Source organism: Acidobacteriota bacterium (genome assembly GCA_009691245.1).
Lineage (GTDB): Bacteria > Acidobacteriota > Terriglobia > 2-12-FULL-54-10 > 2-12-FULL-54-10 > SHUM01.
Genome location: SHUM01000007.1, coordinates 1 through 13,771, shown reverse-complemented (window position 1 = coordinate 13,771; position 13,771 = coordinate 1). Strand labels below are relative to the sequence as shown.

Here is a 13,771-nt window from a genome sequence, read left to right as displayed (position 1 = left end):
TGCCAGGGAGGGGGCACGTTAGCCGAGCCGCATGGTCCTTTGCACGTGCCCCCTCCCTGGCGGTCGGGGCTCTGCTCGGAATGGTCAACAATCGAATTCGAGTTTCATGCCGTCGTAGCAGAGCCGGACGTGATCCGGCAAGGTGGCGTCGGTTTCTTCGTGGTTCAGATCATGCGCGATGTGCGTGAAAAAAGCACGCTTCGGCGCGAGCCGGTCCACCTCACTGAGCGCTTGCGCGACGGTCTGATGCGTGGGATGAGCCATGTGCCGCAGCGCGTCGAAGAAGATCACATCCAGGCCGCGCAACTGTCGCGCCGAGGCATCCGGGATTTCGTTGTAATCGGTCAGGTAGGCCACCTTGCCGAACTTGAAACCGATCACTTCCAGGTAGCCGTGCATCACGCGAATGGGTGTGAACTCCAGTCCAAATAGCTCAATCGGGCCGGTGATCAAATGATCTTTGATGAGCGGTACGCCGCCCCATGGATAGTTTCCGTCGAAAACGTACTTGAAGACGCGGCGCAGTCCGTCGAGCGCGGGCCGGTTACCGTAAAGAGGGATGACATGCGCGCCCTGCATGTTGAAGGGGCGCACATCGTCCAGGCCCAAAATATGGTCGGCATGCGCGTGCGTATAGAGAATGGCGTCCAGGCGGTCCATGTCTTCGCGGAGGGCCTGCTGACGAAAGTCCGGGCCGGTGTCGATGACCACGGCGCGGTCGTTGTAGCGCAACAGAATGGAGGGTCTTGTGCGCTTATCGCGTGGATCGCTGGAGCGGCAGACGTGGCAACGGCAGCCCATGACGGGCACGCCCATCGAAGTGCCCGATCCGAGAACTGTCAGCTCGACGCGCATAGTTAATTGATCCGTCCGGCTGAGCGGCGAGTGATCTCCACGTAGGCCAAGCGCAGTTCCTGAAGGCTGCCGGAGAGTAACTGGTCTTCATGGGGCGTTCGATTGCCCGTGGTCTTCATATGCAGGATGCCGAGGATGTCGATGGTCTCGTGCGCGGCGGCAAAATCGGGTTTGGGCGCCAGATCGCCAGGGCGCGCTGCCAGCCCCAATTGCAGCATGGCTTGGGTTACCAGCGACATGATCAGATGCTCGAACTGGACAGGTTCGCCGGGCGCGCCTGGAGCACTGGAGTCGGCTGGCGGTGCGCCGGGTGATGGCGTGGCCTCCACGGGCGGCGCATCTGCTAGTGGGGGCGGCGCGGCCATGCTTAGTCCTGCTGAGGGAGGAGCCACCGCGGCGAATGGCTGTGTGGGAGGCGGCACATCAATTTTGGGTATAGCAGCAGGCTCCGGAGCGGGAGCGGATTGGGCAGGTTGCGAGGTCGCCACGGGTTCAGCCACCGGCTCTGGTTCAGCGTCGGAGCGGGGCTCACCATCTGAAGTAAACTTGCGCCGGTCAACTACTTTGAATTCAACGGGCTCTTCTTCGTTGTGTTTTGGCTTGTTATTGGGCATATAAGGGTCAGTGATCTCTCAACCAAAGTTATCCGCTCCGCAGGCCGGCGATTGAAAGCAGCCGGAATGGTTTTGCGCAGAACAGGTTCCAAGCTAGTAATTTTACTCTGATACCTTTTCCGGGAGCAACACGCAGGTTCCGGGAGCCATGCAGTGAGGGGCCGCCCGAAAGTGATTGGGCAGTCTAATGTGGCGGAGGCGTTGGCAGATATGGGACATTGACCAATATATGCTACTTCGCCAGTTCCATTACTCCGATGATAATAGTAGGCTATTGACAACGGCATTTGCGAGGGGATCAGTCTGCTTGGCATTGCCGGTTGTCGGCAGTAGTGCGTAATATTTGAGGAGCCGCTGGTGTCGGGAATTCGTCTTGGTGAACTGATGGTCAAGGATGGCCTGATAACTCAGGTTCAGTTGACTCAGGCTGTCGAGAATCAAAAAAAAACGGGGACGCGACTCGGTAGCTGCCTGGTGAAGCTGGGCTTTGTCTCCGATGAAGACGTCACGACATTTCTATCCCGCCAATACGGCGTTCCTTCCATCAATTTAACTTATTTTGAAGTCGATCCCGACGTGGTGCGGCTGGTGCCGGAGGATACGGCGCGCCGCTACGAAGTGGTTCCCTTGAGCCGCGTGGGTACGTCGCTGACCATTGCCATGGTCGATCCCACCAACGTCTTCGCCATGGACGACATTAAGTTCATGACCGGCTTCAATGTGGAGCCGGTGGTGGCCTCCGAGTCGGCCATCCGCGATGCCATCGATAAGTTCTATACGCAATCTCAGGGCAATGCCCTGGAGAAAGCGATGGCTGAGTTTGGAGACGGTGATGAAGTTCTCGAACTTGACGCCACTGAATCGGAGCTTTCCGAAGCCGAGCTGGAGCGGGCCGCCGGTGATGCCCCGGTCGTAAAGCTTGTGAACGCCATCCTGCGCGAGGCGGTGGGCCGGGGTGCCAGCGATATCCATATGGAGCCTTACGAAAAAGAATATCGCGTCCGCTATCGCATTGACGGAATTTTGCATCCCGTCATGGCGCCGCCCATGAAGATTAAGGATGCCATCACCAGCCGCATCAAAATCATGTCCAAGCTGGACATCGCGGAGAAGCGCCTGCCGCAGGACGGACGCATCCAGTTGAAGCTGGTACAGAACGGCAAGAAAAAAGCGCTGGATTTTCGCGTCAGCGTGCTGCCCACCATGTTCGGCGAAAAAATCGTCATGCGGTTGCTGGATAAAGAGAACTTGCGCCTGGACATGACCAAGCTCGGATTCGAGCAGGAGTCGCTCGACAAATTCGAGAAGGCCATTTTGAAGCCGTATGGCATGGTGCTGGTTACCGGCCCCACGGGTAGCGGGAAAACCAACACGCTCTATTCAGCGATTTCGCGATTGAATAGCCCTGATACCAACATCATCACCGCCGAAGACCCGGTCGAGTTTCAGTTGATGGGTGTCAATCAAGTGCAGATGAAAGAGTCGATCGGCTTGAACTTTGCCGCCGCGTTGCGCTCCTTCCTGCGGCAAGATCCGAACACCATTCTGGTGGGAGAGATTCGCGATTTCGAAACCGCCGAAGTGGCTATCAAGGCGGCCTTGACCGGCCATCTGGTGCTTTCCACGCTGCACACCAACGATGCACCGTCCACCATCAGCCGCTTGATGAATATGGGAATTGAGCCTTTTCTGGTGGCCACGTCCGTGCATTTGATCTGCGCCCAGCGCTTAGTACGCCGGGTCTGCGTGAATTGCAAGACTGAGTTCAAAACACCTGTGCAAGCGCTGGCGGATGCCGGCTTTACGCCGGAAGAAGTGAAGACCATTGTGATTCGCAAGGGCAAGGGTTGCGAGACATGCAATGGCAGTGGATACAAGGGTCGCGTGGGGTTATACGAAATTCTGGAAATCAATGACGAACTGCGCGAATTGATCCTGGTCGGCGCTTCGTCCCTGGAGTTGAAAAAGAAGGCTGTGGAGCAGGGAATGATCACGCTGCGGCGTAGCGGGCTGATCAAAGTGAAAGAGGGTCTGACGACGCTGGAAGAAATTGTTCGTGAAACAGTTTTGTAACGTCTCGGGAGTAATCAAACGTTCAACCCGGTACGTTTGAGAATATAAATAAAGATTATAGGCATGGGCAAAATGCGGGAGCGTTGGCGTCGCCAGCGGGAGGAACAAGCATGGCAGCCTCATTGAGTGAACTACTCAAGAAGATGATCGAGATCAACGGAAGCGATCTGCACATCACCACAAATTCACCGCCACAGATTCGCGTGGACGGTTCGCTGCGTCCTCTGGACATGCCGCCGATGACGGCCAGTGAGACCAAGCAATTGGCCTACAGCGTGCTCACCGACGCTCAGAAGCATCGCTTTGAAGAGCATCTTGAACTCGACTTCAGCTTCGGTATCAAAGGGCTGGCGCGCTTCCGCGGCAATGTGTTCAATCAGCGCGGCGCTGTCGGCGCTGTCTTTCGTATGATTCCTTACGAAATTCGTTCCTTCGATAAGTTGGGGCTTCCCGCCATCGTCTCGAAAATGTGCGATAAACCTCGTGGGTTGATTCTGGTTACGGGCCCGACGGGTAGCGGCAAGTCCACTACCCTGGCCGCCATGCTGGATAAGATCAACAACGACCGCCACGATCACATGATCACGATCGAGGACCCTATTGAGTATCTTCACGGGCACAAGAACTGCCTCGTGAATCAACGGGAAATAAATTCGGACACTCATTCGTTCGCCAATGCGCTGCGCGCCGCTCTTCGTCAGGATCCGGACGTGGTGCTGATCGGTGAAATGCGCGACTTGGAAACCATTGAGGCCGCGCTGCGTATCGCCGAGACGGGCCACCTCACGTTCGGAACGCTGCACACCAACTCCGCCGCTTCCACCATTAACCGCGTGGTAGATGTGTTCCCAGCACACCAGCAGCCGCAGATTCGCGCCCAGTTGTCGCTGGTGCTGGAAGGGATTCTTTGTCAGGCGCTCTTGCCGAAGGCCGGCGGAACGGGCCGGGCGATGGTCCTGGAGATCATGGTGCCGAATGCGGCTATCCGCAATCTAATCCGCGAAGACAAAATTCACCAGATCTATTCCGCGATGCAGACGGGGCAGGACAAGTACGGGATGCAGACGTTTAACCAGGCCTTGGCCACGGCATACTCCACCAAGCAGATCACTTTGGAAACTGCGCTGTTGCGGTCGAGCAACCAGGACGAATTGCAGGACATGATCAATCGCGGCGTTGGTTTGATCAACCAAGGCGTTAAGCCCGGCGCGGCTGCCGGGGCGATGAAGCGTTAACCGGTACCGCCAGGATGCACGTTGTATGCGTCGCGCCTGGACTCCAGTCCCGATTGGGTGCCTGGTTGAATTTAATAGAGTATTTGGGTTTATTGCAGCGAGGGATGGACCATGCCAGTTTACGTCTTTGATGGCCGCACAGCTCAGGGTGCAAAGGTTTCCGGGGAGCGCACCGCGGATAGCAAGACGGCGTTGATCAGTTTGCTTCAACGCGAGCGCATACGCCCGGTGAAAATCAAGGAGAAGGGCAAGGAGTTTTCACTGCCGACTTTTGGCGGGCAGAAAATTACGGCGAAGGACCTGGCCATTTTTTACCGCCAGTTCTCAGTCATGATTGACTCGGGCTTGCCTCTGGTCCAGTGCTTGGAAATTATCGGGGGCAATCAGGAGAACAAGGCGTTTCAGAAGATTATTGCAGCGGTTCGGGGGCGGGTGGAAGCTGGATCAACGCTTGCGAACGCTCTGCGCGAACATCCCAAAGTGTTTGACGCGCTGGTTGTCAACATGATTGATGCCGGTGAGACGGGCGGTATCCTCGATACGATTCTGCAGCGCCTGGCCATTTACGTGGAAAAGGCCGTCAAGCTCAAGGCAGCGGTGAAGTCCGCGTTGATCTACCCGGTCGCCGTGGTCGGTATCGCCGTTCTCATTGTCGGATTGCTGCTTTGGAAAGTCGTGCCGATTTTCGCCAACATGTTCACTTCGCTCGGCGTAACCCTGCCCCTGCCGACGCGAATTGTGGTTGGAGTCAGCGGGTTTATTGGCACGTTTGGATGGGTGTTCGTCGTACTGGCTTTCGCCCTGTCTGGCGCAGTCAAAACATTCTATGCTTCGCCCGGAGGTCGGCTTACCATCGATGGCTTCCTGCTGAAGTTGCCGATCTTTGGCCCTCTAATCCGCAAAATCGCGGTGGCTCGCTTTACGCGTACGCTGGGCACGCTGATCACCAGCGGTGTTCCCTTGCTGGAGTCGCTGAATATAACCGCTCGCACCAGCGGCAATGCCGTCATTGAACAGGCCATCCTGAAAGTGCGCAAGGCTGTCGAAGAAGGGCGCACGCTAACTGATCCGCTGAGGGAGACCGAGGTGTTTCCAAACATGGTTACTCAGATGATCGCCGTGGGTGAGCAGACCGGCGCCATGGACGCCATGCTTCAGAAAATTGCTGACTTCTACGAAGCCGAAGTGGACGCGGCCGTCAAAGACATGCTCACGCTATTGGAGCCGGTCATCATCCTCTTTCTTGGCGTCACGGTCGGAGGAATTGTCATTTCTCTGTACTTGCCCATGTTTGAGCTCATCGCCAAAATGGCTGGCTAGGCACCAATACTCTTGCCGAGCCGGAGAATCGCTTCGGAACATTGCAAGTTGTCAATCAAGAAGGGGTTGCCGATCGAGCAGCCCCTTCTCTATTTTGGGGCATCCCTTCCATAGCCAGGGGAGAGTATAATTGATATGTTGAGTATTCCCGCTGCCCAGTGGGGATGGCGTGGATTCTGATGCCTTGGCTGAATGTGGTAAATCCCGGCCGGGTGAAATACCAGGGAAGTGATCAGGAGGGGCTATGCAAAGAGTGTCTACGACCAGCCTCGCCAAACTTAAAGAACGCCGTGAGAAGATTGTCATGGTCACGGCCTACGACTACCCCAGCGCATGTTTGGTCGATGAAGCGGGCGTGGATGTGGTGCTGGTAGGCGATTCGCTGGGCATGGCGGTGCTCGGCCACTCCACAACGCTTCCCGTTACGCTGGATGACATGCTCCACCACACCAAGGCGGTGGCGCGTGGCGTGCATCGCGCGCTCGTGGTAACCGATATGCCGTTTTTGAGCTACCAGACCTGCCCGGAAGATGCGCTACGCAATGCCGGTCGCTTCTTGCAGGAGGGCGGAGCCAGCGCGGTCAAGCTGGAGGGTGGAGTGGATTACTGCCCGCAGGTGCGCGCATTGGTCGCCGCCGGCATTCCAGTGATGGGGCACCTCGGACTGACTCCCCAGTCGGTTCACGTGTTAGGTGGCTATAAAGTGCAAGGGAAAACAGAAAAGGCGGCGCGCCGTTTGTTGGATAATGCCCGTGCCCTCGAAGACGCCGGAGCATTCGGCATCGTGCTGGAATGCATTCCAGAAGACGTTGCCGCGCGCATCTCTGCCAGCTTGCAGATTCCCACCATCGGCATTGGCGCCGGCGTTCATTGCGACGGACAGGTACTCGTGTTTCACGATCTGCTTGGATACAGCGGGCAGGATGTGCAGTCGCGCCCCCGTCCGCGTTTTGTGAAACAGTATGCCAACCTTTCCGAGACCATCCGCGGTGCCGTCCAGCAGTACGCGGCGGAAGTCCGGCAGCAACTTTATCCCGGCCGGGAGCACAGCTTCTCTCCTGAGCCACTCGAAGCGAAAACCAAGTCGGTAGTCCCTGCAGCGCCCTATTCCACTTTGAGCCGGAAATGATCTCCATTCTGCGCACCATTCCAGAAGCTCGCGCATGGGTCAGCGAGCAGCGTCGGCAAGGCCTGCGCAGCGGCTGGGCGCCCCTGCGCATCGGTTTGGTGCCGACCATGGGCGCTCTGCACGCCGGGCACGTTTCGCTTGTGGAACGATCCGTGGCGGACTGCGACCGCACCGTTCTTTCCATCTTTGTGAATCCCACGCAATTCGGTCCGGGCGAAGATTACGAGCGCTATCCGCGCACCTGGGAGCGCGATCTCGAACTCGCCACGGCGGCGGGCGCGCACGCGGTCTTCACTCCAGCAACTACAGAGATGTATGGCGCTCCTCAGCAGATGGCCCAGATTGCTATTGATCCCGGCCGTCTGGCCGAGCCGCTCTGCGGCGCGTTCCGGCCCGGTCACTTCCGCGGAGTCGCCACGGTCGTTGCCAAGCTATTCAATATTGTTCAGGCGGATGCCGCATTTTTTGGACAGAAGGACGCGCAACAAGTCATCATCATTCAGAACATGGTTCGCGAGCTGAACTTCTCGATGGAGATTGTCGTCTGCCCCATTATTCGTGAGCAGGACGGATTGGCCCTGAGTTCGCGTAACGCCTATCTAAGCGCGGAAGACAGAGCCACCGCCACGGTTCTTTCGCGTGCCTTGCGGCAGGCCGAGGCATCCGTTAAGAGCGGAATTCGTGAAGTGGCACAACTGGAAAGGCAACTGCTCGATACGATTGGGGCCGTTCCCGGCGCCAGGATAGACTACGCGCGTATTGTGGATCGCGAGACGCTTGGCGATATTGCGACGATCACGAAGCCTGCGTTGGCCGCGGTCGCCGTGCGTTTCGGCGCGACTCGCCTGATCGACAATATCATTCTCGACCCGGAGCAATAGTGAGAATCAGCAAAGTTACCACCAAGACCGGAGACGCCGGCCAAACGAGCCTGGTCAACGGCGAGCGCGTCAGCAAAGCCTCGGCCCGCGTTGCGGCCATCGGCGATGTCGATGAACTTAATTCGTTGCTGGGTCTGATTCGGCAGAAACTCCGCCAGGGCCAATCCGCTTTGGCATCGAGTGGAGAAACGCCGCGGGAAATAGAGTCGCTGCTGCAAGAGATTCAGAACCACCTTTTTGTAATGGGAGCAGACTTGGCCACGCCTCAGCCGGATGAAGCGGACAGCAGTCAACGGGCGATTCGCCGTATCGCCTTTAGCGAAGTGGAGAGATTAGAAGAGGCGACGGAGCATTACAATTCAAAACTCCCGCCGCTAAAGGAATTTATACTGCCCGGTGGAAGCGAGGCCGGCGCTCTGCTGCATCTGGCGCGTACGGTCGCCCGCCGCGCGGAACGAATTGCCGTCGCCCTGATGGCCGTGGAAAAAGTGAACCAGCCCGTACTGATTTACCTCAACCGGCTCTCCGACCTGTTGTTCGTTCTGGCGCGCCACGTGAATGGCCTGGCCGGCGAACCGGAAACCGGCGCAAGTTTTCATTGATTGCGGCCCGCCGCGGCTATCCCCAGACTTTGCGAGAGGTCTCCATCATCAAAGCGAGCTTGCGCCACTGATCTTCTTCGCTGATCAGGTTGCCGCGCAGGTCGGAGGCGAATCCGCACTGCGGGCTGAGTGCGAGTTGTTCCAGCGGCAGGTATTTCGTGGCGGCTTCGATGCGCCGCTGGAGATGGTCCACGGTCTCCAGTGTTCCCGTCTTGGTGGTAATCAATCCGAGCACAACAATCTTGTCCTTGGGGACAAAGCGCAGCGGCTCGAATGTCCCGGCGCGCTCGGTGTCGTATTCAATCAACAGGCGCTGGTGCTTCACGCCGGTGAATATCTGTTCCGCTATCGCGTCCAGCGATCCTTCCCGGTGCCACATGCTGTGGCGGTTGCCCCGGCAGAGATGTAAGCCGAACACCGTCTTTGGAAATCCTTCAATCACCGCGTTGTCGGCGCGGATGGCGGCGGCGAGATTCTTCTGCGGGTCTTCACCGCGCTCATGCATCACTTGTAGCGAAGCCGCATCAACGTAGCGCGTGTAGCTGGGCGCATCCATCTGAATATACTTGCAGCCCGCGTCGGCAAGCCCTTTCACCATCTCTCGCTCAATGGAAACTACGTCATCGAGAAATGCGGACGTATCCGCGTAGAAATTCCGTGACCCTTCGGGATCGTAGCCCTGGCAGATGCGATCCGTGTCCAGTAGCGTGACCTTAACGGGCTGCGAAGCGATGGTCTGAGCAAACTCGAACTCCTCCAGCGGGCGATTGCGCATGAGCTTCAATCGACTGGTAACCGATCGCTGCGTACGAAGCGTGGGGTCGATGCCGAGAATATCGCGGGAGTTGGCGGCGTCGGCTTCGTCGTCCAGCGCGCGGATCACCGCGTCCAGCTTGCTCTTCCACTGCTCCATCCCGGCCACTTCACCAAAACTCTCCATGAAGTGGACGCGTCGAAACTCGCCGTCCGTCAGCACCGGCAGCCCATGAGCCTGCTGCGTCGTGATCGCTTCCAGGATGGCCTCGTCCTGCGCTTCGTGCAAATCCTGCACCGAGAGTTTACCCTGAAGATGGCGGGCGTAAGCGGCCTTCAGCGTGCTGGGCCTCTGCAGGCTTCCAATCTGATCGACGCGCAAGGTTCTTAAATCAAGTGAGGGCATGATGATCCTTCGGAGTTCCAGCGAGGATATTTCTTGCTGTCATCCTTTGCTGCGCTCAGGATGACAGTCGAATAGGAAAATCACAACACGCGAGCTACTCAAACTGAGTCAATTTCTGGAATACTCGGAAGCGGCTGTCGATCTCTTCGCGATTCAGGTGGCGCAGGCGATCCAGACCGAACTGCTCCACCGTGAAGCTGCCCATAACGGAGCCAAAGATCACGGCGCGCCGTAAATCATTGGGCGCAATCTCATCCTTGGAGGGGGGCAGGGAAGCGAGGTAGCCCATGAACCCGCCCGCGAAGCTGTCGCCCGCGCCGGTGGGATCGTGGACAACTTCCAGCGGCAGCGCCGGAGCGCTGAAGATGTGTCCATCCTGATAAATCGTCGCGCCGTTATCGCCGCGCTTGATGACCACCGTATGTGGCCCGAAGCTGCGAATGGCGCGGGCGGCCTTGGCCAGATTCCACTCGCCGCTCAATAGACGGGCCTCCGAGTCGTTGATCAGCAACACGTGCAGGCCTTTTAATGTTTCGATCAAGTGCTCGCGTTTCCCTTCGATCCAGAAATTCATGGTGTCGCCGGCGACCAGGCGCGGGTCTTGCATCTGACGCTGCACGCGAGTCTGCAATTCCGGATCAATATTGCCAAGAAATAGATAGGGTGATTTGCGGTAATGCTCCGGAAGCTTGGGTTCAAAGGTGGCGAATACATTGAGCTGCGTGTCGAGCGTGGTGCGGTCGTTCATATTCGGGCTGTACTCACCGGACCAGAAAAACGTCTTGCCCGCCACGCGCTCCAGACCCTCCGTGCAGACGCCGCGGTCGCGGAAGACCTGATGATGCTCGTCCGCGAAGTCGTCGCCCACCACGCCGACAATCCGCACCGGAGTGAAGTAGCTGGCCGCCACGGCGAAGTAGCTGGCCGACCCTCCCAACATGCGATCAATGTTTCCATGCGGTGTCTTTACCGCATCAAACGCCACCGATCCCACAACCAATAAACTCATTACTTTCCTCCATCATTTGTGGGCCAATTACTTGGCCAGATATTTTCCGATGAGCAGGTCCAAGTCGCGCCGCGTTCCGGCGGGAATCCTGGCGCGATCGGTGAGAATTGAATTCTCCAGTGCGGAGCCACAGCGGCAACCGCGTGCGCTCGGCACGCTCTCGAGGGTGTGCAGCAAAACTTTCGTAGCGTTGTCCGCATTGGCCATAAGGTTCTGAACGATCTGCTGCACGGTAACGGCATCGTGATCCGGATGCCAGCAATCGAAATCGGTAACCATCGCGACGGTGGCATAACAAATCTCGGCCTCGCGCGCGAGCTTGGCTTCCTGCAAATTGGTCATGCCGATGACGTCCATCTTCCAGGAGCGATAGACATGCGACTCGGCTTTGGTGGAGAACGCCGGGCCTTCCATGCAGACGTAGGTGCCGCCACGGTGTTTGGAGACTCCCGCCGCGGCGCAAGCCGTATCCAAGGAATTGAGCATCTCCGGGCAGATCGGGTCGGCGAATCCGACATGCGCGACGCAGCCGTTGCCGAAAAAAGTGGAGATACGGCCGCTGGTGCGATCAAAGAACTGGTCCGGCAGCACGAACATCTGCGGCGGCAAATCTTCACGCAGCGAACCGACGGCGCTGAAGGAGAGAATTCTCTCGACGCCCAGTTGTTTCATGCCATGAATGTTGGCGCGAAAGTTCAGCTCGCTGGGCAGGATTCGGTGGCCACGGCCGTGCCGCGCGAGAAACGCGAGCCGCCGTCCCTTCATCGTGCCGAGCATGTAAGCATCGGAGGGTTGCCCCCAAGGCGTCTCCAGTCGCACTTCTTCGATGTTCTCAAGTCCCGGCAGACCGTAAAGCCCGCTGCCGCCGATCACGCCGATCTCCGCTCGCTGCTCGATTGGTTGCATCCATTTGCCTTTCCAGCTTTTCTATTGCGCCTGCACCAGTTCCAGTAAAACTCCGCCCGCGCTTGCGGGGTGGACAAAAACATAGCGATGGCCGCCTGCGCCCTCCTGCGGTTCTGCCTGCAGCAACTGCGCTCCGCTCTGCTTTAGTTTGTCCAGCGCCGCGCCGAGGTCAGGAACTCGAATGCAGATGTGGTGCAGTCCCGGTCCCCGCCTGGCAAGAAATCGGCCGATGGGAGAGTCGGGCTGAGTGGCTTCCAGTAACTCGATGCGGGCCTCGCCGGCGGGCAGCATCGCCACCCTGGTTAATTCCTGCGGAATGTCATAATAACCGGAGACACGCAGCCCCATGGCATCCTCGTAAAACTTCAGCGATTCGGCGATTGACGCAACTGCGATTCCCATATGATCGAGAACGGCCGAGTCGTCCAGCGCTGCCTTGATGGGAACCTCTGGCCGCTGTTTTGAGGGGCGGCCTGGAGCCAGCAAATCTGCGATCGCCAATATCAATTGTGGCACTCCTGTGCCTTCCGTGGCCACTGTTCGGACAATCGGAGCCAATCGCGCTGACTGATTGCTTTCATCCGGCTCCCGCAGTTGCAGGCTTTCAACGACATCCGCTTCGAGCTGAGCCACGCCAGCATCATCCGCTTTGTTCAGCACGTAAATGTCGGCCACTTCCATCAGACCGGCCTTCATGGCCTGCACGCCGTCGCCTGTTCCTGGAGCCAGCAATAACACGGTTACGTCCGCCAGTTGTGCGACGGCGATTTCGTCCTGCCCGACGCCGACTGTTTCAATCAGGATGAAATCCTTTCCCGCGGCGTCCAGCACCGCGACGGCATTGCGCGTGGCCGCCGCTAATCCACCGACTGCCCCGCGCGTGGCCATGCTGCGAATCAGCACGCCGGGGTCGAGGCCATGCGCCTGCATACGAATGCGGTCGCCCAGAAGCGCGCCGCCGCTAACAGAGCTGCTGGGGTCGATGGCCAGCACGCCGACGGTCTTGCTCTGTCGGCGCAGCTCCGTAATCAGCGCATCGGTGAGCGTACTCTTGCCGGTTCCCGCCGCGCCGGTGATTCCCACGACAGCGGAATGGCGCAAAGTTTGCACGGATTGCGCGCGGAGTCCGCTGAGCAGGGCCGCCGAATCCGCTGAGCGATTCTCAATAGCTGAGATGGCGCGCGCGACGGCGCGCACATCGCACTGCCGGATGCGGTCGATCCATTCCTCTATATTGCGAATCGATTTGTCGGGATGGCTGCTCACGGGTTCGTCCATGCGCCACCGCTGATACCATCGTGGAATTCAGGCGCAGAAGTCGAAGTTAGAGCATTGAGCGGGGAAGGTCAAGCAAACTGCGCGGAGATGGGGCTTAGCCGCGCACGCGAATGGTATTGAACGCGATCAAACGAACCTCGGCGGTCGGGCGCCCGTGAAATGTTGCCGGATCAAAGACTGTGAACGTCAGACGATTGCGCAATTCCCGCATATCCTCGTCTGTATGGTTGCCGGAAAGGATGGAATAGTCGGCAACGCGGCCATTGTGGTCAATCAATACTTGAACGACCAGATTGTCGGAACCCGGACCCAATTCAGTCGGTCCCATTGCGAGCAGGCGGGCTGGCGTGGCCCATTCGATCTGTACGTCGTTCTTGTAGACCGTCCCGGGTACAGCCACCTCGGGAATGAACAGCGCAAAGATGACAATAGCAGACATGGTTCCGGAGAATGCCGGCATGGCGAAGGGTTGTACACGCATGCGCAGCCTCCACCACAAGCTGGGCCGCTGCGTCTGATAGCGCGCCTGAGCAATGCGCACTCGAACGTCAAAGGCCAGTCTTTCCGGGACTGCTGGAACGGGAATTTGACGCAACTCGTCGCGCAGCTCGGACATCTGGCTCAACTCTTCGCGGCAATCGGCGCAGCGCTGCAAATGTTTCCAAATCTTGCGATGCTCCGTACTGGCCAGCGTCAGGTCCAGATACGCC

12 protein-coding genes are annotated in these 13,771 nt (G+C 58.2%); 6 read left to right on the top strand and 6 right to left on the bottom strand.

From position 1 onward, the window contains the following. Positions 1 to 84: 84 nt before the first annotated feature. On the bottom strand, positions 85 to 855 hold the full coding sequence (locus tag EXQ56_03045) for an MBL fold metallo-hydrolase (protein ID MSO19426.1): 771 nt from the start codon (positions 853 to 855) through the stop codon (positions 85 to 87). Positions 856 to 857: 2 nt separating this feature from the next. After that, positions 858 to 1,469 carry a DUF1844 domain-containing protein gene (locus EXQ56_03040; protein ID MSO19425.1) on the bottom strand — a complete coding sequence of 204 codons (612 nt, stop codon included), beginning with the start codon at positions 1,467 to 1,469 and terminating at the stop codon, positions 858 to 860. A 357-nt stretch (positions 1,470 to 1,826) separates the two neighbouring features. Between EXQ56_03040 and pilB the strand changes: the two genes are divergently transcribed. The 6 genes from pilB to EXQ56_03010 all read left to right on the top strand — a co-directional run bounded on the left by pilB (position 1,827) and on the right by EXQ56_03010 (position 8,709). Continuing rightward, entirely contained in the window at positions 1,827 to 3,542 is a 1,716-nt protein-coding gene (gene pilB, locus EXQ56_03035) for a type IV-A pilus assembly ATPase PilB (GenBank protein MSO19424.1), read from the top strand. 110 nt (positions 3,543 to 3,652) lie between these two features. Continuing rightward, positions 3,653 to 4,777 (top strand): type IV pilus twitching motility protein PilT, encoded by a 1,125-nt coding sequence (locus EXQ56_03030; GenBank protein ID MSO19423.1) that lies wholly within the window; start codon positions 3,653 to 3,655, stop codon positions 4,775 to 4,777. A gap of 111 nt (positions 4,778 to 4,888) precedes the next feature. Continuing rightward, complete coding sequence (locus tag EXQ56_03025) at positions 4,889 to 6,097, top strand: type II secretion system F family protein (protein MSO19422.1); 1,209 nt, start codon at positions 4,889 to 4,891, stop codon at positions 6,095 to 6,097. A gap of 244 nt (positions 6,098 to 6,341) precedes the next feature. Next, a complete protein-coding gene (gene panB / locus EXQ56_03020; protein MSO19421.1) occupies positions 6,342 to 7,226 on the top strand; it encodes a 3-methyl-2-oxobutanoate hydroxymethyltransferase in 885 nt (294 codons plus the stop codon). Continuing rightward, positions 7,226 to 8,107: a pantoate--beta-alanine ligase gene (locus EXQ56_03015; protein MSO19420.1), complete on the top strand. Its 882-nt coding sequence runs from the start codon at positions 7,226 to 7,228 to the stop codon at positions 8,105 to 8,107. The genes panB and EXQ56_03015 overlap by 1 nt, the downstream gene beginning before the upstream one ends. Further along, a complete protein-coding gene (locus tag EXQ56_03010; GenBank protein ID MSO19419.1) occupies positions 8,104 to 8,709 on the top strand; it encodes a cob(I)yrinic acid a,c-diamide adenosyltransferase in 606 nt (201 codons plus the stop codon). Before EXQ56_03015 ends, EXQ56_03010 begins: the two co-directional genes overlap by 4 nt. Before the next feature lie 16 nt (positions 8,710 to 8,725). Here the strand turns inward: EXQ56_03010 and EXQ56_03005 are convergent, their stop codons facing one another. The 4 genes from EXQ56_03005 to meaB form a co-directional block, all read right to left on the bottom strand. After that, positions 8,726 to 9,868, bottom strand: a complete 1,143-nt coding sequence (locus EXQ56_03005) for a methionine synthase (GenBank protein MSO19418.1) — start codon at positions 9,866 to 9,868, stop codon at positions 8,726 to 8,728. Positions 9,869 to 9,962: 94 nt separating this feature from the next. Continuing rightward, complete coding sequence (locus EXQ56_03000; protein ID MSO19417.1) at positions 9,963 to 10,877, bottom strand: sugar kinase; 915 nt, start codon at positions 10,875 to 10,877, stop codon at positions 9,963 to 9,965. A 27-nt stretch (positions 10,878 to 10,904) separates the two neighbouring features. Beyond that, positions 10,905 to 11,783: an S-methyl-5'-thioadenosine phosphorylase gene (mtnP, locus tag EXQ56_02995; GenBank protein ID MSO19416.1), complete on the bottom strand. Its 879-nt coding sequence runs from the start codon at positions 11,781 to 11,783 to the stop codon at positions 10,905 to 10,907. 21 nt (positions 11,784 to 11,804) lie between these two features. Beyond that, positions 11,805 to 13,061 carry a methylmalonyl Co-A mutase-associated GTPase MeaB gene (meaB, locus tag EXQ56_02990; protein ID MSO19415.1) on the bottom strand — a complete coding sequence of 419 codons (1,257 nt, stop codon included), beginning with the start codon at positions 13,059 to 13,061 and terminating at the stop codon, positions 11,805 to 11,807. Positions 13,062 to 13,771: the final 710 nt, after the last annotated feature.

What these genes read in the sequence shown, in the direction of transcription:
- EXQ56_03045 (MSO19426.1), bottom strand. Translation starts at nt 855, where the DNA reads ATGCGCGTCGAGCTGACAGTTCTCGGATCGGGCACTTCGATGGGCGTG.
- EXQ56_03040 (MSO19425.1), bottom strand. Translation starts at nt 1,469, where the DNA reads ATGCCCAATAACAAGCCAAAACACAACGAAGAAGAGCCCGTTGAATTC.
- EXQ56_03030 (MSO19423.1), top strand. Translation starts at nt 3,653, where the DNA reads ATGGCAGCCTCATTGAGTGAACTACTCAAGAAGATGATCGAGATCAAC.
- EXQ56_03025 (MSO19422.1), top strand. Translation starts at nt 4,889, where the DNA reads ATGCCAGTTTACGTCTTTGATGGCCGCACAGCTCAGGGTGCAAAGGTT.
- panB (MSO19421.1), top strand. Translation starts at nt 6,342, where the DNA reads ATGCAAAGAGTGTCTACGACCAGCCTCGCCAAACTTAAAGAACGCCGT.
- EXQ56_03005 (MSO19418.1), bottom strand. Translation starts at nt 9,868, where the DNA reads ATGCCCTCACTTGATTTAAGAACCTTGCGCGTCGATCAGATTGGAAGC.
- EXQ56_03000 (MSO19417.1), bottom strand. Translation starts at nt 10,877, where the DNA reads ATGAGTTTATTGGTTGTGGGATCGGTGGCGTTTGATGCGGTAAAGACA.
- mtnP (MSO19416.1), bottom strand. Translation starts at nt 11,783, where the DNA reads ATGCAACCAATCGAGCAGCGAGCGGAGATCGGCGTGATCGGCGGCAGC.
- meaB (MSO19415.1), bottom strand. Translation starts at nt 13,061, where the DNA reads ATGGACGAACCCGTGAGCAGCCATCCCGACAAATCGATTCGCAATATA.